Source organism: Mycobacterium sp. NGS62, from assembly GCF_059812285.1.
The window spans coordinates 21327-39489 of record NZ_JCALCK010000004.1; the positions used below are offsets into that span (position 1 = coordinate 21327).

The window sequence follows — 18163 nt, forward strand, 5'->3', positions numbered from 1 at the left end:
GGCGCAACCAATATAGTGGACGCCCATGGACGACGAGCGGCGTTCGGCGGCCGCGCCGCGCTGGCGCGGTGAGCCCGGCCGACTGGAGGTCTGGTACGCGACGCTGTCGGATCCGGTGACCCGCGCCGGCCTGTGGGTGCATTACGAAACAGTGGCACCGACGCAGGGGCCGCCCTACGGGCACGGCTGGTCGACCTGGTTCGCGGCCGACGGGCCACCACGCACGGAACGCTTCGGTCCCGAGCCGGTTGGACCGGCGACCGGACCGGCCTGGTTGCGGGTTGGCCACGCGCGAATCAGCTGCGAAGAATTCGCCGGACGCGCCGGGTCACTGGCGTGGGATCTGCGTTGGAAGGACACCGGGCGCCCGCTGTGGACGTTTCCGCGCGCGGCCTGGGAGCACGGACTGCTGCCCGGCGCCCAGGTCGTTCTGGCCCCCACTGCACAGTTCACCGGCTCGGTCAGCGTCGACGACACCGCACACCGCATCGACGGCTGGCGCGGCGGAGTGGCCCACATCTACGGCCGCGGTAACGCCAAGCGCTGGGGCTGGATTCACGCAGACCTCGGCGATGGCGACGTACTCGAGGTGGTCACCGCAGTCTCGCACACCCCCGGGCTGCGTCGGCTGCCACCGATGGCCTTCGTGCGGTTCCGGATCGATGGAAAGGATTGGCCTGCCCACGGCTTGCCGGCACTGCGGATGCGCACCTCTTTGAGCGTGCAGCACTGGCAGCTGGAGGGCCGGATCAGCGGACAGCCGGTGCTAATCCGTGTCGACCAGCCCGAAAACCGTTGCGTGAGCCTGGCATACACCGATCCAGATGGCGCCACCGCGGTGTGCACCAATACCGAGCAGGCCGATGTTCACGTCGAGGTCGGTGATCGCCGTTGGTCGGTGATCGGCACCGGACACGCCGAAGTCGGCCTGCGCGGCGAAGCAGCGCCCGTCGTCAACGAAAGGATTCCGTGATGAGTTTTCTGCTCGATCCACCGATGCTGGTCGCCTCCGGTGTGCTCATCGAACGCGGTCTGCCCGCCGAACAGCGGGACGCCGCCGAGGCCGCCACTCTCGGGGTGTTCTTCGGCGGCTCGTTCGGGCTGTACAACAACGTGCCGGGGCTGGGCCTGCTGTGGCGGCCGTTCCGGGCGCAGAACGGGCGCGACTTCATGTGGAACAGCGGGGTTTTCGGCATGCGAACCCAGCAGCTGAATTGGCCGATGCATGCGCTGGCAGCCGGCATCTTTGCCACCTACCCGTTCTTTCTCAAGCTCGGCCGCCGGCTCGGACGAACATGACTCGGCTCGCCGAACGGGCGACCGCCTCGTTCGGAGCCGCACTTCTGCCGCCGGAAAGTGGCGGCCCGGCACCGGCGCAGCTGGTCGAACGCGTCGACCGCTACGTCAGGCAGCTGCCGGCGACATCCCGGCGTGCGCTACGGGCGGGGCTGCTATCCCTTGCCGCGGCAGGCTATCTCACCACAGGCCGGTCGTTGTCCCGGCTCACCCCAGAGCGGCGCACTGCAGTGCTGCGCCGAGTAGCCACACTCAGCCCCGATGCCGGCGCTGCAGTCGAGGGGCTCAAAGCCATCGTGCTGCTCGCCAATGGCGCCGACAGCTACGCCGCGGAGCTGCTGCGCCGCGGCACCGAGCACGACGTGGCCCGCCCCGACGCGGCGCTGACGGTCACCGCGTCGACTGCGGCGCCGTCGGTGATCCACGCCGATGCGGTGGTGGTGGGCTCCGGGGCAGGCGGTGCCATGGCGGCCCGCACGCTGGCGCGCGCCGGAATCAACACCGTCGTGCTCGAAGAAGGACGGCGGTGGAGCGTCAACGAATTTCGCGACACGCACCCGATCGACCGCTACGCCGGGCTGTATCGCGGCGGGGGTGCCACGCTGGCGCTGGGACGCCCGACCGTGGTGCTGCCGATCGGGCGGGCGGTGGGCGGCACCACCGTCGTCAACTCCGGGACCTGCTATCGGCCCCCGCTGCCCGTCCAGCGGCGCTGGCGCGACGAGTTCGGTTTGCGGCTGGCCGATCCGGACCGGCTGGCCGGCCACCTCGACGACGTCGAGCAGACGTTACAGGTGGCGCCCGTGCCGTTGGAGATCATGGGAAAGAACGGCCGGCTACTGCTCGACGGGGCCGCGGCGCTGGGCTGGCAAGCGGCGCCGATTCCCCGCAACGCGCCCGGCTGCGATGCGTGCTGCCAATGCGCGATCGGCTGTCCGCGCAACGCCAAGTTCGGTGTGCACCTCAACGCGTTGCCGCAAGCCTGCGCGCACGGCGCGCGGATCGTGTCGGATGCCCGCGTCGAGCGGATACTGCATTCGCACGGTCGCGCCCGCGGCGTCCGGGCCCGGCGCCCGGACGGCACCGCCGTCGACGTGCTCGCCGACATCGTCGTCGTTGCTGCGGGGGCGACCGAAACGCCGGGAGTGTTGCGGCGCAGCGGCCTTGGCGGCCATCCGCGGCTCGGCCGAAACCTCGCGCTGCATCCGGCCGCCATGCTGGCCGGCTACTTCCACGACGAGATCGTGGCATGGCGTGGCGTCCTGCAAAGCGCCGCGGTCGACGAACTGCACGCCACGCACGGCGTGTTGATCGAAGCGACGTCGACTCCGCCGGGCATGGGGTCGATGGTGTTTCCCGGCTACGGCGCCGAGCTGCTGGGGTGGCTGGAGCGGGCGCCGCAGGTCGCCACGTTCGGGGCGATGATCGCCGACCACGGCGTGGGCCGGGTCTACTCGCCGCGCGGGCAGACACTCGTGCGCTACGACATCAGCCCGGACGACACGGCCAAGCTGATCACCGCGCTGGAAGCCATCGGCAAGCTGCTGTTCGCCGCCGGCGCCGTCGAGGTGCTCACCGGGTTGCCCGGCGCGCCGACGGTGTCCTCGCTGCCTGCGCTGCAGAGCCTGCTGCGGCGGACGAACCCAAAAAGCCTGCACCTGGCTGCCTTCCATCCCACCGGTACCGCCGCTGCCGGCGCCGACGAGCAGCGCTGTCCGGTCGACGAGACGGGCCGACTGCGCGGCGTCGACGGGGTCTGGGTCGTTGACGCCTCGATCCTGCCCAGCTGTCCGGAGGTCAACCCACAGGTGTCGATCATGGCGCTGGCGTTGGCGGTCGCCGACGAAATCGTCGCTGCCTGAGTTGAATCGGCTCACCCGGCTGGCGCGAGCATGGCCTTCCAGCCGTCGTCTCCGGTTTCGGCTGAGTTGTGCACCGCCCACGTCACGCCGTCGGGACCCATCACTTCACCACTGGACGGGCTGTAGATCGCCGTCGGACTGGCCGGGGTGTAGACACACGGGTTGGGCTGCTGCCCATTGCATTGCACGGTTCCCGTTCCCGGGCGTTGCAGTGGATCACTGCGCGGAGGAGTCGGCCCCGGAAGCCGGTCGGCGGGGGCCGGATTGAGGCCGTTGTTGATTGAGGGAGCCGGTATCACCTGCCCGGGAGTGACCGGCTGATCACAGCGCGCGCCGGGTGCCGGGCAGTTGAGGATCTGGTTGGGGTCGCCGTACCACGGGTTGGTACCCAACGGAACATACGGCTTGTCATCGCGGCACTCCCGCGGTGTGGCCCTTCGCTTTCCGGGAACGTCGACACACGGCAGGTTGCGTGCGCCGCGCACCGCGTTGGCCGGCGCGTCTTGCGGAATCTTGCAGTAGGTCCCGGTCGGCAACGGCGCAATGCTGGTGTCCGCCGGAGAACGCCACTCCGATGCGGGGATGAAGCCGGTCAGGCACGGCGGCGGATTGTTGATCGACAGGTTGAAGTCCATGATCACCGACCCCGGCGACCCGGCGACCGCCGTCTGTGCGATGGACGCGACCTCCGGCAAAAACACCAGCAGCTGCTCGAGGTTCTTGTTGTACCGCTTGAGCATGTCGGTAACGATGGCTAGGTTCGCCAGGGTCTGCGGCAACGCCTCGCGTACATCGCCGAACACCGCGTTGACCTGATCGGCAGTCGGCGCGGCTTGGCGCAGAATGCTTTTCACGTTTTGGTCCTGCTCGGCGATTTGGACGCCCACGACATCCAGGTTGTGAGACCAACGTTCGATCTCGTCCGCCGAGTTGACCTGGCTGTCCAGGATCGGTGCCGAGTGGCCAATGATGTCGTCGATGTCGGAAAGATTGGCCTTGAAGTCGCCGACGATGGCCTGGGTGGAGTCGACGAGTCGTTGCAACGACGGCCCCAATCCCCCAACGGCTTGGGCCCCCTCGTCGAGCAGGGATCCGATCTTTTCCTTGGGCAGCACCGACAGTCCGCGGTTGGCGGCGTCCAGGGCGGGCCCGATCTCGCTGGGGACGGTGCTCTTGGTGATGGTCTGCCCCGGCGAGAAGAACTTGCCCGGATTTCCCGTCGAGACCAGATCCAAATACTGCTCGCCGATCGCCGACACCGAATGCACATTGGCGGACGCGTCGATCGGAATCCGGTAGCGATTGTCGATGCTGAGCGTGGCCCGGGCGCCCTTCTTCGTCGGCTCGACCTTGGTGACCTTGCCGATCTGAATTCCCCCGTAGGTCACGTTGGAGGTCCGGTACAGACCGCCTGAAGCCGGCAACTCGGCGGTCAGGGTGTACTGGCCGATGCCGACCTGGCTCGGGATACGCAGGTAATACCAGCCGAGCACAACCAGCGCCACCACGGTCAAAACGGTGAACACGATCAACTGGCCGCGGATCATCCGAGTCAACATCGCGTCATTCCCCTCGCTCCACCGGCGCATCAGCCGGGTTGGGGGTGTATCGGATGTCGGGGATCATCGTGGCGGGATCGCGACCCCAGGACTGCTCGAGGGCACGCAGTGCCCCGGAGAATCCCGTGCCGGTGAGGGCAGCGTTGTCGATGGTGCTCAGCGTCAGGTCCAGCGCCCCGGAAACGTTGATGTAGTCGCCGCGCACGATTTTAGGCAAGGCATCGAGGGTGAACGGTGGGGAAAGCAGGAGTTTCAGCGACTCCACCAGATAGGGCGAGGAGCGGCCGAGTTGCTTGAGCGGTCGCTGCAGTAGTTGCAGGTCTTGGTGGAGGTTGTCCTGCGACGCCGACAGCGTCCGATCCGTGATGGCGCTGACGCGTCCCACCGCATCGATCGCTTCGACGAACCGGTTGTGCTCGTCGGCGAAATGCTTGACCAGCGGCGGCAATTCGCTGAGCGCTCGATCCAGTACATCCGTCCGCCCGGCCAGATAGGACAACAGCCGGTTGGTGGAGTCAATGGCACGAGTGATGTCGTCGCGCTGCTGGTTGAGTTGACGGGTGAAGGTGTCCAGCTTGTGCAGGAAGTCACGGATCTGACCGGCCCGCCCGGTCAGGATGTTGTTGACCTCGTCCTGCACGACCTCCAGGTTCGGGATGCCGCCGCCGCGCAACACCATAGCCACGCTGGCTAATGTCCGTTCGATGGAGGGATACGCCGATGAGTGTTTCAGTGGAATCGTGTCGCCGTTATGCAGCAGTTGCGGCGACGGGTCCTGCGGTGCGGCCAATTCCACGTGCTGAGAACCCAGCAGGCTGGTCTGGCCGATCTTTGCGGTGGCGTTCTTCGGCAGCCGGATGCCCTTGTCCAGATCCAGTGTCAGCGTGGCGATCCAGTTCTTCAGCTCGATTGCCCGCACAGTCCCGACGAAGACGTCGGCGACGAGAACCCGGCTGTTGCCGTTGAGCGCCAAGGTGTCCGGCATCTGCACATAGATGGTGTAGGAACCTGGTCCGCTGCCCGGTCCGCCGGGCAACGGCACATTGGCGATACCGCGCCAGCTCGTACACGACGTCAGCATCACGGTTGCCGCCAGCAGTGCCACGCCTTGCCAAACCCGCCGGCGCACAGCGCGTATCGCGCGCATCATGAGCCCGGGACTGCCGGTCCGGGTGCCTCGGCGGCACCGAGTGGAGCATCGGCTGGTGGTCCCGGTGCGGGTGCCGGCGACGGCAGCGGTTGCGGATACCACGGCGGCGGTAGCGGGTTGTTCTCGTCGTAGGCATTCGGCGGCCCGACCATGTTCTGGCGGGGCGGTGGCGCCGTAATGTCCGGGCCACCCATGAGCTCTGCCAACGACTCCGGCGTCAGCAAGCTCGCGGTGGCGGGCGATACCTCGACTCCTTGCATGCCGGGCGCGACGATCCAGCCCGGTTCGGAATTACGATGCGACCACGGAGTATCCGGCGAAAAGATCCCGGGCACCGTGGTGTCCTTGTAACCCGGTGGCGGCTGGAGTCGCTCTTCTGAGTACGCGATGTTCTTGGGTAACGTATCGGCGGTGGTGAACACGTTGATGCCGAACGGGACGTAATTGAATTTGATCGCATCTAGGACCGGCGCCAGATATTGGGCGCAGAGTTCGGCCGAATCCTGATACCCCAGGCGGCTACCGGCCTGAATCATGCTGCAGATGAACTGCATTGGGTTGGCGAAGTTGACCAGCGCCGGCACCCCGGTCAATCCGCCGTGCGCCGGCTCGTAGATCCCGAGGACATTGGCGGCCATGTGGGGCAGCACATGGAGTCCGGTCTCCAAACCGTCGATCGGTGTCGGTTGCACGATGGCGGTGGTCACCTCGCCGAGGTTGTTGAGGTCGTGGGTCAGCACTTCACGGTTCTCGGACAAGAACTTTTGCCCGGTCGACAACAGGTCGTCGGTCTGCTGTATCGCGCGGGCCACCGCCTGATCCGAACTGGTGAAGATGTTGGTGAAGTGTGCGAGTTGTTGGTTCAGTTCGACGAATTGCTGGTCGTTTCGGTGCAGCGCGTTGACGAACAACGCCAGGCTGCGCGCCACCGCGAAGAAGTCCCCGCGGCCCTCGTTGAGCGCGGTCAGCGCCGTCGACAGTCCATCCAGCGTGGTGTTGAGCTGCTTGCCCTTGCCCGCCAACCCGTCGGCGAACGACTCGATGACGTCGCCGAACGGGCCCTTGGGCTGTTCGGGGGTGGGGCCCAATTTGTCGATGATGTTGGTGACCTGGTTGCGCAGGTCGTCCCACTCGACCGGCACTTGGGTACGTTCGATGGGGATTACGGCGTTGTCGCCCATCACCGGACCGCCGTCGTAGGGCGGCTCCAATTGGATGGCGCGCGACGCCACCAGTGTGGGGTTGAGAATCGCCGCCGAGGCGTCGGCGGGCACCTTGTATTTATTTTGGTAGTGAAAGGTGACTTTCATCTTGTCGCCGGTCGGCTCGATCGCATCGATGGCGCCCACCCGCACGCCCATGATCTGAACCTTGTCGCCGACATAAAGCGCATTCGCCGCCGGAAAGTAGGCAACGACGGTGTTGTTGGTCAGCCGGTGGTAGAGCTGCCAGCCTGCGACCGTCGCGACCAGGCCCAGCACCACCACGAGCGAACCGATGATGATCGTCGCCCGTGAAAGTCTGGGCAGCTGGAGTTTTCGGATATCGAAGATGGTGCTCATTCGCTGCTACCTCCCGTCCCGTCGGGCGTGATGAACGGGGCAGGCAACTGTGGGCCTGGTCCCGGTGGCGACGGCGGTCCCGGAGGCAGCGGAGCAGGCGGCACCCCGGGTAGCGGGGCCGGCCCTACTGGCTCTGTGCGCGCTCCATGCGGCGCGGGCGGCAACGGCACCGGCGTGCCCGGAACGTCGGGCGGCGCAACACCTTGCCGGCCCCCGCTCGGGATGCCCGGCGTCGGGGGCATGCCCTTGAGGTCGGGCGGCGACGACAACACGTCGGGCAACGCCGGGTAGGGCCCATTGGGTCCGAACGGGCCTTGCTCTTGGTCGATGCCCGCACATGGCATCGGATTGCCCGGGCGCGGAAGCAATTCGGGTGCCGGCGTGTACGAGCAGGGTGATCCCGGCGCCACCGCCGGTCCCGGATGACCCGGGGTCCCTTCCAGCACTGGCGGTGCGGGCGGCGGCGCACCATTGGGGAACCGGGTGCCGTTGGGGTCGGGGAACCGGAACGCCGGCAGACCCGCACTGCGCCAGAAGTCCTCGGGATCGAGGCCGCGCTTCTTGAATGCCGCATCCACCCACGGCTGCAGAATTTGATACGGCAGCAGGTTGGCCACCATGACTTTGAAGTACGGCCCCGAACTGACGGCCTCGCTCAGCGACGCGGTGAACTTTTGCAAGCTCGTCAACACGGAGACAAGGTCGTTTTTGTGCTCGACCAGTACGTCGGTCACCGAGCGTAGTTGCTCGAGAAGGTGATTGAGGTTCGGGTTGTCGTTGATCAGTCCCTGCACCTGCCCGGAGAACGCCGCGACGTTGCCCAGCAGCGCATTGATGTCGCGGTCCCGCTGGTTGAAAGCCGCCAGCAACGCCCGCGCGTTGACCAGCAGCGCGTTGATCTGTTCGCCACGGTCCCCCAGGACACCGGCTACTTTCCTGGCCGAGGCCAGCAGGTGCTTGATCTGGTCGTCTCGTTTACCGAGGGTGTCCGAAAACTTGGCCACCCCATCCAGGGCGGCGCTCAGGTGCGGAGAGGTCTGACTCACAGTCTGGGACAACACATTCAGTGACCTTTTGACCGTGTCGATGTCCCAGCCTGCGGCGGCCTTGGTGACGTCGAAGAACGCGTCGTAGATCTGGTAGGGCGTGGTGCTTTGTCCCAGCGGCAGCACGTCGTTCGGGCGTAGTTTCTCCGAGCCTCGCGGTTGGACCTCGAGCACCTTCTTGCCCAGAACGGTTTCGGTCTTGATCGCCAACCGGCTCTCGGTCCCGATGGTGTGGGTGCCCGTCGAGAATTTCATCACGATGTGGTTGCCGTCGATGGCGACGCTTTGCACGGTGCCGACGTCCTTGCCGGCGATGCGAACGGTGTCGCCCTTCGACAGGCCGCCGGTGTCGCTGAACTGCGCGTAGTAGCTCGGTTGCGCAAACAGCATCGGAACACTGCTAAAGCTCTGCCCCACACCGACAACGAGGGCTGCCGTGACGATCGCCATCGCCCCGACACGTACCCGGTTGGCAGGTTCCAGCGTTCTCATTGCAACGTGCACCTGCCTGTCGGCTGTTGGAAGAGCCGGACGGTGCGCACCGGACCGCCCGGTTGCAGTCCGTTGAGCCGGATCGACAGGTCGCACAGGTAGAAATTGAAGAAGTCACCGTAAAGACCGCCGGTGCGGCCAACCAGATTGAAGGCTTTCGGTGACTGCGACAGCAGATCACCGATTTGGCCGCGGTTGTCGACGAGCGGCGCAGCGACAGTCTCCAAGTGGCTCACGGCGCTGCGCACCAGGTCCCGGTTGTCGGCCAGCAGGTCGGCCACGGTTCCGGCTGCGCGGCTGATATGTGCCATACCGGCGGCCAGCGGGTCGGCCCGGTTTTTCAAGCCGGTGACCAATGTCTCGATATTGTCCACGGTTTGGTCGAACTCCTGCCGATGCCGAACCGTGGTGTCCAGCAGCGTGTTCAGGTTGGTGATCACTTCGCCGATCGCCTGGTCGCGCTCAGCCAGATGCGAAGCCAGCTCGGCGGTCTGATCGAGAATGTCGTTGATGGTTCCGCCCTGCCCCTGGAACACGGTGATGATCGACGAGGCGATGTCGTTGACCTTCTGCGGGTTCAACGCCCGAAACAGCGGCTTGAACCCCCCGATCAGTGCGTCGAGATCCAGCGCCGGCTGAGTGCGCGCCAGCGGGATGAATCCGCCCGGAGGCAGAACTTTGTTCGCCGCCTCGCCCTCGCCGCGGCCAAGTTCCAGATAACGGTTGCCGATCAGATCCTGGTAACGGATCTGTGCCGTGGTCGACTCATACAGCTGCACTGAGCGCTCGACGCTGAAAACGACCAGTATCCGCCGATCGTCGTCGATCAAGTCCACTTTTTTGACCTTGCCGACTTCAACACCCGACGCCCGGACGAACTGGCCGGCGCGTAATCCGCTGGCACTGCTGAATTCCGCGGAGTAACTGTCGGTCCGGTCAAACCGGATCTGACCGAAAACCACCACGATGATGGCAGTGAACAGCAACTGCACCGACGCGATGGCGGCCAACCGGATAACCGGACCGGTAATTCTCATGGGTTGATCGTGTTCTCCCCGTACTGGCGTCCCCACACATATTCGATGGCGAGGGGCTGGTTGAGTTCCAAGTGGTTGTAAGGCGCGATGCTGATGCCGGTGTCCATCACCAGATACGGCGCCGGCCACAGATCGCGGGTGATCGGCTGCCAGCAGCCCGGCGCGCCGCCGGGCCCGCCTCTGGCATTGGCCCGCGGCAAATTGTCGGGATAGACGTAGGGGTTCTCGGCACCTGTGATTGCCACCCCGAGCGCCGCGGAGTACTGGTTACCGCTCTCCAACTCGGTGATCTTGGGCACGAGATTTGAGATATTGCGGATCGTGCAGAACAGCGCGGGGCTGTGCGTGTCGAGCAGCCGGGTCGTCGGAACGAGATCGCCGATAACGCGTTCCAGATACGGCGCGGCCCGTTCGAAGACGTCGCCGGCGGTGTTGCCGAAGCCGATCGCCGCCAGCAGCGCAGCGTCCAGATCGTCTTGTTGTGCATTGAACGTGTGCGCCGTGGTGAGCGCATTGTCGATGAAGTCAACGAGATCGGGCGCGGCGTTGGCGTAGGTCTCCGTCAGAGCTGCGACTTGCCGAATGTCGTGACGGATCATCGGCATCCGCGCATTCACGTCGTCGAGGATGGCGTTGCCGTTGACGATCGACGCCCCGAACTTCTTGCCCAATCCGCTCAGCGCCTGCGCAGCCGCGCTCAGCGTCAAGTTCACCTTGATCGGATCGACTTGCTCGGAAAGCTCCATCAGCGTTTCGAACAACGTGTTGAATTCGGTGGTCACCGACATGGCGTTGATGACGTCACCCGGCGAGATCGATTCGGGGGAAGGGTCTTCGGGCGCGGTGAACGAAACGTATTTGTTGCCGAAAACCGTGGTGGCCTGGATTTTGGCGTCGACGTTGGCCGGAATCAACTTCACGTATTTCGGATCCACATCGAGCGCCAACTTGGCCGCCGGCCTACCGTCCCGGTCAACCTCGGAAATCTCAGCGACCCGGCCGACCTCGACGCCGTTATAGGTGACCTTCGCCCCCTTGTCCATCACCAGTCCGGCCCGCGCGGTCAGCATCGTCAACCGTGTCGTGGAGGTGAAGTCGCCACGGAATTGCCCGTAGGTCAGCCCAAGCACCAAGGCGCAGGCCAGTAATAACCCCACACCGGCCAGCTTGTCCGGCCAGGTGCGCGGCTTGCGTTCCTTGATCGGGATGGTCATGTCGACTACACCGTGAGGTTGAAGTTCGGATCGACGCCATAGAGCGCCATCGACGTGAGCAGGACAACGAGCACCGTCGAGACAAGCGAGAACCGCATCGATCGGCCGACGGCCTCGCCCACCCCGACTGGACCGCCACTGGCGTTATAGCCGTAGTAGCAGTGGGTGATCATCACCACTACCGCCATGACGATGACCTGCGCGCCCGACCAGAACACGTCCTCCGTGCGCAGGAATGTCCGGAAGTAGTGCTCGTAGGTCCCCACCGACTGCCCGTAGAACAACGTCGTCACGGTTTGCCCCGCGAGGAACGACATCACCAGTGCCATCGCATACAGCGGGATGACCACTACCAGTCCGGCCAGGATCCGGGTGGATGCCAGGAACGCAACCGACTTGATGCCCATCACCTCAAGAGCGTCGATCTCCTCGCTGATGCGCATGGCACCCAGCTCGGCGGTGGCGCCGGCGCCGACGGTCGCCGCCAACGCGACGCCAGTCACCAAGGCGGTCACGACACGTACGTTGACTAAGGCGGCGAAGAATCCGGTGAACGCCTCCACGCCAATGTTGCCCAGCGAGGCGAAGCCCTGGATGGCGATCAGCGACCCGCCGGACAGCGTGGTGAAACCGATGATCGAGACGGTGCCGCCGATGACGGCCATGGCACCGGTGCCCATACCGATCTGGGCAATCAGCCGCAGCGTCTCCGTGCGATAGCGGCGCAGCGCCAAGCCAATCGACCAGCTGCTGTTCGCCGCGAACCGGGCCAGCTGCCCGGCCTGGTCCAATCCTCGCCCGACGCTGCCGACGTAACGATTGACATTGGTGGTCGCCCGCGGGAAGCGGGCCCGCACAACGGCGGTCGTTGACATCTCAGCGTCCCGTCCCGAACCGCACGCCGATCGTGGTCAGCACCACGTTGACTGCGAACAGCGCGAGAACGCACAACACCAGGGTTTCGTTGACGGCGATGCCGACGCCCTTGGGGCCTCCTTTGGTGGTCAGCCCGCGATAGCAGCCAACCAGACCGGCGATCAGTCCGAATACCGCGGCCTTGATCGTCGCGATGACCACCTCGGGCAGCCCGGTGACCAGGGTCAGGGTGGCTAGATACGCGCCGCCCGAGACATTTTGGATGTGAACGCCGAACACGAAGCCGCCCACTAGACCGATGGTGATGACGGTGCCGTTGAGCAGGGTGGCGACGACGGTGGCCGCGACGACACGCGGTGCCACCAGCCGGGGAATGGGGTCGATGCCGAGGACCTCCATCGCGTCGATCTCCTCACGGATGGTACGGGCGCCCAGGTCGGCGCAGATGGCCGTCGACCCAGCGCCCGCGATGACCAATACCGTGGTCAGCGGCCCTAGTTGGGTGACCGCGCCTAGCGCCGCTCCTGCCCCGGAAACGTCGGCGGCACCGAACGCGGCCAGCAGCGTATTGAGCGTGAATACAACAAGCACGGTCAACGGGATCGCGACCGCGATGGTGGGCAGCAACGAGACCCGCATGATGAACCAGCACTGCAGGATGAATTCCTGCCACTGAAAGGACGTACGGAACAGCGCCTTTCCGGTCAGCACGCACATCCGGGCGAAGCCGCCGACCGTCGCGAGCGGGGGCTGAAGTTGGTCGCGAACGTATTCGGCGAGCCGTGTCTGCGTCAACGTCGTCACCGCTGGCTCCTCACCGTGCCGCCCGAGAAACAGGCATTAACTTTAACCGCGGGAACCCTCAGAACCGTGCAAGGACGTGTAGCCGTGTCATGGTGCAATGGGGTGGACATGCGGGTCGAAACTAGTGACAACCCAAGTGCTAGGGGCGCTCGCTCAGTCGCTTCCCCAGTCGTTGCAAGGTGTCCACCGAGAACGGCTGTGCCATACGGCGATTGACGCCCGGAGCGATACGCAGCAGGAAGTAGCCGAGCCAGGCCTCGGTACGAACCGGCACAACCGCGAGGTCGAATCGCACCGCGCGCACCGCCGCCGCCGCGACCAGGTTCGGGCTCATCGGAGCGAACGGAAGCTTCTCGCCGAGTTCTTGAAGACGCCGCGTGATCTCCCTGCCTTGCTCGATGAGCTTTTGGTCGACACCGACGGTGACCGCGTTCTCGCCGATATTGGTGTTGATCACTCCGGGGCAGATGGCACTGACTCCAATGCCTTTGGGCCCGAGTTCGAGCCGCAGGCATTCGGTCAGCATCTTCACACCCGCTTTGGACACCGAGTACGCCGACATGACCGGGGTGGGAGTGAAAGCTGCCGCGGAGGCGATATTGACGATGTGCCCACCGGCGCCGCGCTCGATCATCTGCGCGCCGAAGACGCGGCAACCATGAACCACGCCCATCAGGTTCACACTCAGTTGACGGTCCCAGTCGGCGGGGCTCAGCTCCAGAAACGGACCACCGACGAGCATGCCCGCATTGTTGACCAGCACGTCGGCGCAACCATGCTCAGCGCGCACCGCTGCGCCGAACGACTCCCACTCGTCGGGGTCGGTGACGTCAAGCCGTGCCGCTGAGGCTCGGTGCCCGTTGCCCCGAATGATCGCGGCGGTGGCAGCGGCCGCGTCGGCGTCGATGTCAGAGGCCACCACATGGGCGCCGAGCTTGGCGAATTTCATCGCCGTTGCCCGCCCGATCCCGCTTCCCGCACCGGTGACGACGACGAGGCGTGGTCGCAATCTGTTGATTTTCACGCGCGCTCCTGTGCGGGGCCTGCACTGTAGCGATAGACGTCGATATCGTAATGGCGGTTCTGCCAGTACATCTCACCGTGAGTCGACGGCCTGAACGGCGAATCACCCTTGTTGTCCAGGTAGTAGGTGTTGGAGCCGGCGCAGACCGGGGTGAACAGAAAGTTCTTCTGCTGCCGTTTGAGGCATTTGCGGAAGTACTCCTCGTGGACCTCCAGGCGGATTTCGCACACCGTCGCCTTGCGGCGTTTCGCCTCCGCGATCGCCCGGCTCAGGTGCGCCGACGTCGCCTCGATCATCCACAGATACGAGCCGAGCACGAAGCCGTAGGGGCCGGTGATCGCGAAGGCGTTCGGAAAGCCGGGCACCGAAACCCCTTGATAGGACTGGTATCTTTGCTCGTCCCAAAATGCTCCGAGCTCTAGCCCGTGCCGCCCGATGACCGGAAACGGCGGGACCGCGCCCTTGTCCCACAGCTTGAACCCGGTCGCGCAGATCAGCACGTCGACCGGATGCTCTACCCCGTCGACAGTACGCACCCCGCGTTCGGTGACGCATTCGATGGTGTCGCTGACCAGGCTGACATCGCGACGGTTGAACGATTGCAGATAGTCGTTCGACATCGACGGTCGCTTGCATCCCAATCCGTATCGCGGAATCAGCTTCTCCCGGATCACCGGATCGTTGACCTGGCTGCGCATCCAGCGTCGGGTCGAAACCTCGAGCATCCGGCGGCCGGTCTCGGTCAGCCACCGTGGCCCCATCCACACCCCGCTCATGGCGACTTCGGTCCCGACAGTTCCGACCAGCCGGACCGCCGACCGGATCGGCTTGCGTTCCATGATCCATCGGCTGACCGGATTCATTTCCATGTCGAGTCTGGGAAATACCCAGATCGGTGTCCGCTGGAAGACCGTCAGATGCTCGACCTCGTCGGCGATAGCCGGCACCACCTGCAGCGCGGTCGCGCCGGTGCCGATGATCGCGACCCGCTTACCGGCCAGTGCGACGTCGTGGTCCCACAGGGCGGTGTGCATGAGCGTGCCGCCGAAGTCGCGAAGCCCCGCGATGTCGGGCATCTTCGGGCGCTCCAGTCCGCCGACCGCCAGCACCAGATACCGGCCGGTGATCTCGGCACCGCCGTCGGTGGCCAGCCGCCACATGCTGTGGCGTTCATCGAACGTCGCGGCGGCAACCGTCGTACTCAGCCGTAGTTTGCCCCGCAGCCCGTACTTGTCCACCATGTCGTCGGCGTAGCCACGCAGTTCTGATCCCGGAGCGAAGATCCGGGACCAACCGCCACGCTGCTCATAGGAGAAGCTGTAGATGAATGACGGAATATCCACGGCCACCCCGGGATAGGTGTTGGCATACCAGGTGCCGCCGACCTGATCCCACTTGTCGATGATGAGAAAGTCGTGAATTCCCTGCCGCTGCAATGCGATTGCGGCGCCGATCCCGCCGAACCCGGCTCCCACCACGACAACCTCGTGGTCGGGAGATACCCGCTCGGCAGCGGCGGCCTGCGCGGTGTCGAGCAGTGTGCTCAATGCGGACCGCCCGTTACCTGAGGTGACCGACGAGGGACCCCTGAGCGCCGAACAGCTCCTGGCGCCACTCCTCGACCAGCTGACGAGTGTCGATGTCGTCGGGATGGAAGCCCGGTCGCATGTAAGCGCGCAGGTCTGCCATCAAGCCGCGCACCAGCGGTCCCCGGAAGATGCCGATGGTCTGGCGCAGCACCTTGATCGGGTGCCATCCTTTGGGGTCGGTCAGCACCGACAGCACCGTCGCCACCGTCACCACCGGGATGGTGAGCACATACATCACCGCCATCACCCCAATCCGGATCCGCTCGGGACCGCCGACCGCACGGTAGACGTCGAAGGCCACCGATTTGTGCTCCAGCTCCTCGACGGCATGCCAGTTGAGCAGATTCCACACCTCGGGATCGCCCGGAATCGCCTGGATCTCGTCACGCGACAGCACCCGCTCGGCCAGCGTCGCGGTGTAGTGTTCGGCCGCCGCCGTCATCGCCAGGTGCACCAGCGCCGGCGCCCGGTTCTCCAGACGCAGGATCAGCCGGTGGCGACGGCTGTCGGTGGGGAAGGTCAACAGCCGGACGAACGGATAGCCCATTTCGATGAGCTTTTCGTTCAGCCGGCGGTGTTCCTGGCCGTGCACCGACTCCTGGCCGATGAATCCGGCCACCCGCTTCTTCAGCACCGGATCGGTCACCCGATCGGCGACGCGCCGCACCGACCTGATGAACGATTCCTCCCCCGGCGGGAAGGCCGCCGACAAGAACGCCACGAGGTGGCTGAAAGCGATGTCGCCCTCGACGAAGTGATGGTTCATCGGTTGCGGGTCGCCGAAGCGAAACCGGATACGCCGTACCTTCGGGTAGCCGATCGGGGCCGAATCCCCCTGTCGCGCAACAGCAACGTTCCGGTCGGCCATGCTCGTCTCCTTGGGGCGTCGTGTTCGATCACTTCAAATGGTCGACAAGGGCTCCTTGCGGACCGAACAGTTCCTGTTGCCACTCCTGCAGCAATCGTTGGGTGTCAATGTCGTCCGGGTGAAATCCCGGTTGCAGGTATTTCGCCAGGTCGTAGATCAGGCCACTGAACAGCGGGCCGCCGAATAGTGCGCGCGCCTCCCGGGCAAGCCGCAATGGCTGGCGCCGCGCGATCGGGTCGCGCGCCAGCGAGATCGCCAGCGTGGTCAGCGTGATCGGAAAAGTGAGCGCGATCATCGCCCACATCACGGCAATTCGGGTACGTTCGGAGCCACCCATCGCGCGGTAGACGTCGAAGGCCACCGACTTGTGCTCAAGCTCTTCCAGCGCGTGCCAGTTGAGCAGGTTCCATATCTCCGGCTCACCCGGGATCGCCTGGAGCTCCGAGCGGCCAAGTATCCGCTCGGCAAGCACCGCCGTGTAGTGCTCGGAGGCCGCAGTCATGGCCAGGTGCACCCGGCTCGGCAGCCGCTGTTCGAAGCGAATAAACCGTTCTTTGAACGACTTCGAATCCCACCACCCGATCGGGTAACCCATTTCGATCAGCTTCTCGTTGATCTGTCGGTGCTGCTGGCCGTGAGTGGATTCCTGACCGATGAAGCCGGCAACTCGCTGTTGCAACGCCTTATCGGCGAGGCGGTCCGAGAACCGGCGCACCGAACGGATGAACGACTCTTCTCCCGGTGGGAAGGAGCCGGACAACCCGGCCACGAAGTGACTGAACACCATGTCGTCGTTGACGAAGTACTTTTCGTACGCGCGGTCCTCGCCCAAGACGAAGCGCACCCGTCGCGTCGTGGGATAACTCGGGCGCGTGGCTGTGGCGTCCGGACGTTTCCGGCGAAATTTGCCCGTCATGATGACCTCAGCCTTTCCCGAACAGTTAGTAACTAGTACTACCAGTACCGGTATTGGCCAGAGTACCGCGCGGCGTAAGGGGGCACAAGGGGTCGGTGCGACGAGACAGGGTGTTCGATCGGGCGGCGAGCGGCCTAGTCGTTGCCGGCGAGTGAATCCAGTTTGGAGTCGGGATCCAGGTCCACTCCGCGGGCCGCCGCGCACGCCGAGAATGCACCCCACAGGAAGGTGGTCAGCTGTTCGACGAGGGCGTCTTTGCTGATTGTCGGACTGTTGAGCCAACGCAGCACGCCAAGAGCCACGGCCCCGAGCGCGGCGTCGACAAAGTACTCGACGTCACCGGAGTCTCCACCCTGGGTGCGCAACAGCGCGGCCACCACGTCGACCGTGGCGTTTGACAGCGGTCTGGCGTTGTCGATCAGCTCGGTGGGCGAATGCTCGTCGCGGAAATGCGAACCGACCAGGAAGCGAAAGAGATTGGGCCGCTCGTCAACGAGGTCGACATACGAACGCACTGCCGAGCGCACCAATTCCAGCGCGGTGCCCGCGAAGTTGAAGTGCGGCACGACGCGTTCGATGACCATCTCCTGCGCTCGCTCACCCACCGCGGTGAACAACGCATGCTTGTCGGCGAAGAACCGGTAGAGCTTTGGGCGCGGAACTGCGGCTGTCTTGACGACGTCGTCGATCGACAGGTCCGGACCGTATTCCTCGATGGCGCGCAGCGTCGCCTCGATCAACTCGGCGCGCACTGCAACTCGGTGCTCACGCCAGCGGTCGACCCGGGCGTCCCCCGTCAACGCGGGCAACCGCCCGCGACCGAGAGCTACATCCGCCGACACGTTCGCAATCGTAATCCACCACACCT

Annotated in this window: 16 protein-coding genes; 3 read left to right on the plus strand and 13 right to left on the minus strand. The window is 65.1% G+C overall.

Features of this window, described 5'->3' with window-relative positions; all coding sequences use genetic code 11:
- Positions 1–25: 25 nt before the first annotated feature.
- From AC5Y49_RS12160 to AC5Y49_RS12170, 3 genes are read left to right on the plus strand one after another with little or no spacing between them, the layout of a single operon-like run.
- A complete protein-coding gene (locus AC5Y49_RS12160; RefSeq protein ID WP_499887303.1) occupies positions 26–973 on the plus strand; it encodes a tocopherol cyclase family protein in 948 nt (315 codons plus the stop codon).
- Positions 973–1299, plus strand: a complete 327-nt coding sequence (locus AC5Y49_RS12165; RefSeq protein WP_499887305.1) for a hypothetical protein — start codon at positions 973–975, stop codon at positions 1297–1299. The genes AC5Y49_RS12160 and AC5Y49_RS12165 overlap by 1 nt, the downstream gene beginning before the upstream one ends.
- On the plus strand, positions 1296–3158 hold the full coding sequence (locus AC5Y49_RS12170; protein WP_499887307.1) for a GMC family oxidoreductase: 1863 nt from the start codon (positions 1296–1298) through the stop codon (positions 3156–3158). The genes AC5Y49_RS12165 and AC5Y49_RS12170 overlap by 4 nt, the downstream gene beginning before the upstream one ends.
- A gap of 11 nt (positions 3159–3169) precedes the next feature.
- Here the strand turns inward: AC5Y49_RS12170 and AC5Y49_RS12175 are convergent, their stop codons facing one another.
- The 13 genes from AC5Y49_RS12175 to AC5Y49_RS12235 all read right to left on the minus strand — a co-directional run bounded on the left by AC5Y49_RS12175 (position 3170) and on the right by AC5Y49_RS12235 (position 18137).
- Positions 3170–4717, minus strand: coding sequence for an MCE family protein (locus tag AC5Y49_RS12175; RefSeq protein WP_499887308.1), 1548 nt, complete (start codon positions 4715–4717; stop codon positions 3170–3172).
- Positions 4718–4721: 4 nt separating this feature from the next.
- On the minus strand, positions 4722–5864 hold the full coding sequence (locus tag AC5Y49_RS12180; RefSeq protein ID WP_499887966.1) for a virulence factor Mce family protein: 1143 nt from the start codon (positions 5862–5864) through the stop codon (positions 4722–4724).
- A complete protein-coding gene (locus AC5Y49_RS12185) occupies positions 5864–7429 on the minus strand; it encodes a virulence factor Mce family protein (RefSeq protein ID WP_499887310.1) in 1566 nt (521 codons plus the stop codon). Before AC5Y49_RS12185 ends, AC5Y49_RS12180 begins: the two co-directional genes overlap by 1 nt.
- Positions 7426–8967, minus strand: coding sequence for a virulence factor Mce family protein (locus AC5Y49_RS12190; RefSeq protein WP_499887312.1), 1542 nt, complete (start codon positions 8965–8967; stop codon positions 7426–7428). Before AC5Y49_RS12190 ends, AC5Y49_RS12185 begins: the two co-directional genes overlap by 4 nt.
- Positions 8964–10004, minus strand: coding sequence for a virulence factor Mce family protein (locus tag AC5Y49_RS12195; protein ID WP_499887314.1), 1041 nt, complete (start codon positions 10002–10004; stop codon positions 8964–8966). Before AC5Y49_RS12195 ends, AC5Y49_RS12190 begins: the two co-directional genes overlap by 4 nt.
- On the minus strand, positions 10001–11218 hold the full coding sequence (locus AC5Y49_RS12200; RefSeq protein WP_499887316.1) for an MCE family protein: 1218 nt from the start codon (positions 11216–11218) through the stop codon (positions 10001–10003). The genes AC5Y49_RS12195 and AC5Y49_RS12200 overlap by 4 nt, the downstream gene beginning before the upstream one ends.
- 5 nt (positions 11219–11223) lie before the next feature.
- The gene (locus AC5Y49_RS12205; RefSeq protein ID WP_499887318.1) at positions 11224–12093 is read right to left on the minus strand and encodes an ABC transporter permease; all 870 of its coding nucleotides are present in this window, start codon (positions 12091–12093) and stop codon (positions 11224–11226) included.
- Position 12094: 1 nt separating this feature from the next.
- Positions 12095–12811: an MlaE family ABC transporter permease gene (locus AC5Y49_RS12210; RefSeq protein ID WP_419866431.1), complete on the minus strand. Its 717-nt coding sequence runs from the start codon at positions 12809–12811 to the stop codon at positions 12095–12097.
- 226 nt (positions 12812–13037) lie between these two features.
- A complete protein-coding gene (locus tag AC5Y49_RS12215) occupies positions 13038–13922 on the minus strand; it encodes an SDR family NAD(P)-dependent oxidoreductase (RefSeq protein WP_499887320.1) in 885 nt (294 codons plus the stop codon).
- The gene (locus AC5Y49_RS12220; RefSeq protein WP_499887969.1) at positions 13919–15460 is read right to left on the minus strand and encodes a flavin-containing monooxygenase; all 1542 of its coding nucleotides are present in this window, start codon (positions 15458–15460) and stop codon (positions 13919–13921) included. Before AC5Y49_RS12220 ends, AC5Y49_RS12215 begins: the two co-directional genes overlap by 4 nt.
- Before the next feature lie 22 nt (positions 15461–15482).
- Positions 15483–16379: a metal-dependent hydrolase gene (locus tag AC5Y49_RS12225; RefSeq protein ID WP_499887322.1), complete on the minus strand. Its 897-nt coding sequence runs from the start codon at positions 16377–16379 to the stop codon at positions 15483–15485.
- Between the two features lie 28 nt (positions 16380–16407).
- Positions 16408–17295 (minus strand): metal-dependent hydrolase, encoded by an 888-nt coding sequence (locus AC5Y49_RS12230; protein ID WP_499887324.1) that lies wholly within the window; start codon positions 17293–17295, stop codon positions 16408–16410.
- A gap of 134 nt (positions 17296–17429) precedes the next feature.
- Entirely contained in the window at positions 17430–18137 is a 708-nt protein-coding gene (locus AC5Y49_RS12235; protein ID WP_499887326.1) for a TetR/AcrR family transcriptional regulator, read from the minus strand.
- Positions 18138–18163 lie beyond the last annotated feature (26 nt).

Coding starts and splice junctions, on each gene's coding strand:
- AC5Y49_RS12160 (WP_499887303.1), top strand. CDS start 26: ATGGACGACGAGCGGCGTTCGGCGGCCGCGCCGCGCTGGCGCGGTGAG.
- AC5Y49_RS12165 (WP_499887305.1), top strand. CDS start 973: ATGAGTTTTCTGCTCGATCCACCGATGCTGGTCGCCTCCGGTGTGCTC.
- AC5Y49_RS12170 (WP_499887307.1), top strand. CDS start 1,296: ATGACTCGGCTCGCCGAACGGGCGACCGCCTCGTTCGGAGCCGCACTT.
- AC5Y49_RS12175 (WP_499887308.1), bottom strand. CDS start 4,717: ATGTTGACTCGGATGATCCGCGGCCAGTTGATCGTGTTCACCGTTTTG.
- AC5Y49_RS12180 (WP_499887966.1), bottom strand. CDS start 5,864: ATGCGCGCGATACGCGCTGTGCGCCGGCGGGTTTGGCAAGGCGTGGCA.
- AC5Y49_RS12185 (WP_499887310.1), bottom strand. CDS start 7,429: ATGAGCACCATCTTCGATATCCGAAAACTCCAGCTGCCCAGACTTTCA.
- AC5Y49_RS12190 (WP_499887312.1), bottom strand. CDS start 8,967: ATGAGAACGCTGGAACCTGCCAACCGGGTACGTGTCGGGGCGATGGCG.
- AC5Y49_RS12195 (WP_499887314.1), bottom strand. CDS start 10,004: ATGAGAATTACCGGTCCGGTTATCCGGTTGGCCGCCATCGCGTCGGTG.
- AC5Y49_RS12200 (WP_499887316.1), bottom strand. CDS start 11,218: ATGACCATCCCGATCAAGGAACGCAAGCCGCGCACCTGGCCGGACAAG.
- AC5Y49_RS12205 (WP_499887318.1), bottom strand. CDS start 12,093: ATGTCAACGACCGCCGTTGTGCGGGCCCGCTTCCCGCGGGCGACCACC.
- AC5Y49_RS12210 (WP_419866431.1), bottom strand. CDS start 12,811: ATGTGCGTGCTGACCGGAAAGGCGCTGTTCCGTACGTCCTTTCAGTGG.
- AC5Y49_RS12225 (WP_499887322.1), bottom strand. CDS start 16,379: ATGGCCGACCGGAACGTTGCTGTTGCGCGACAGGGGGATTCGGCCCCG.
- AC5Y49_RS12230 (WP_499887324.1), bottom strand. CDS start 17,295: ATGACGGGCAAATTTCGCCGGAAACGTCCGGACGCCACAGCCACGCGC.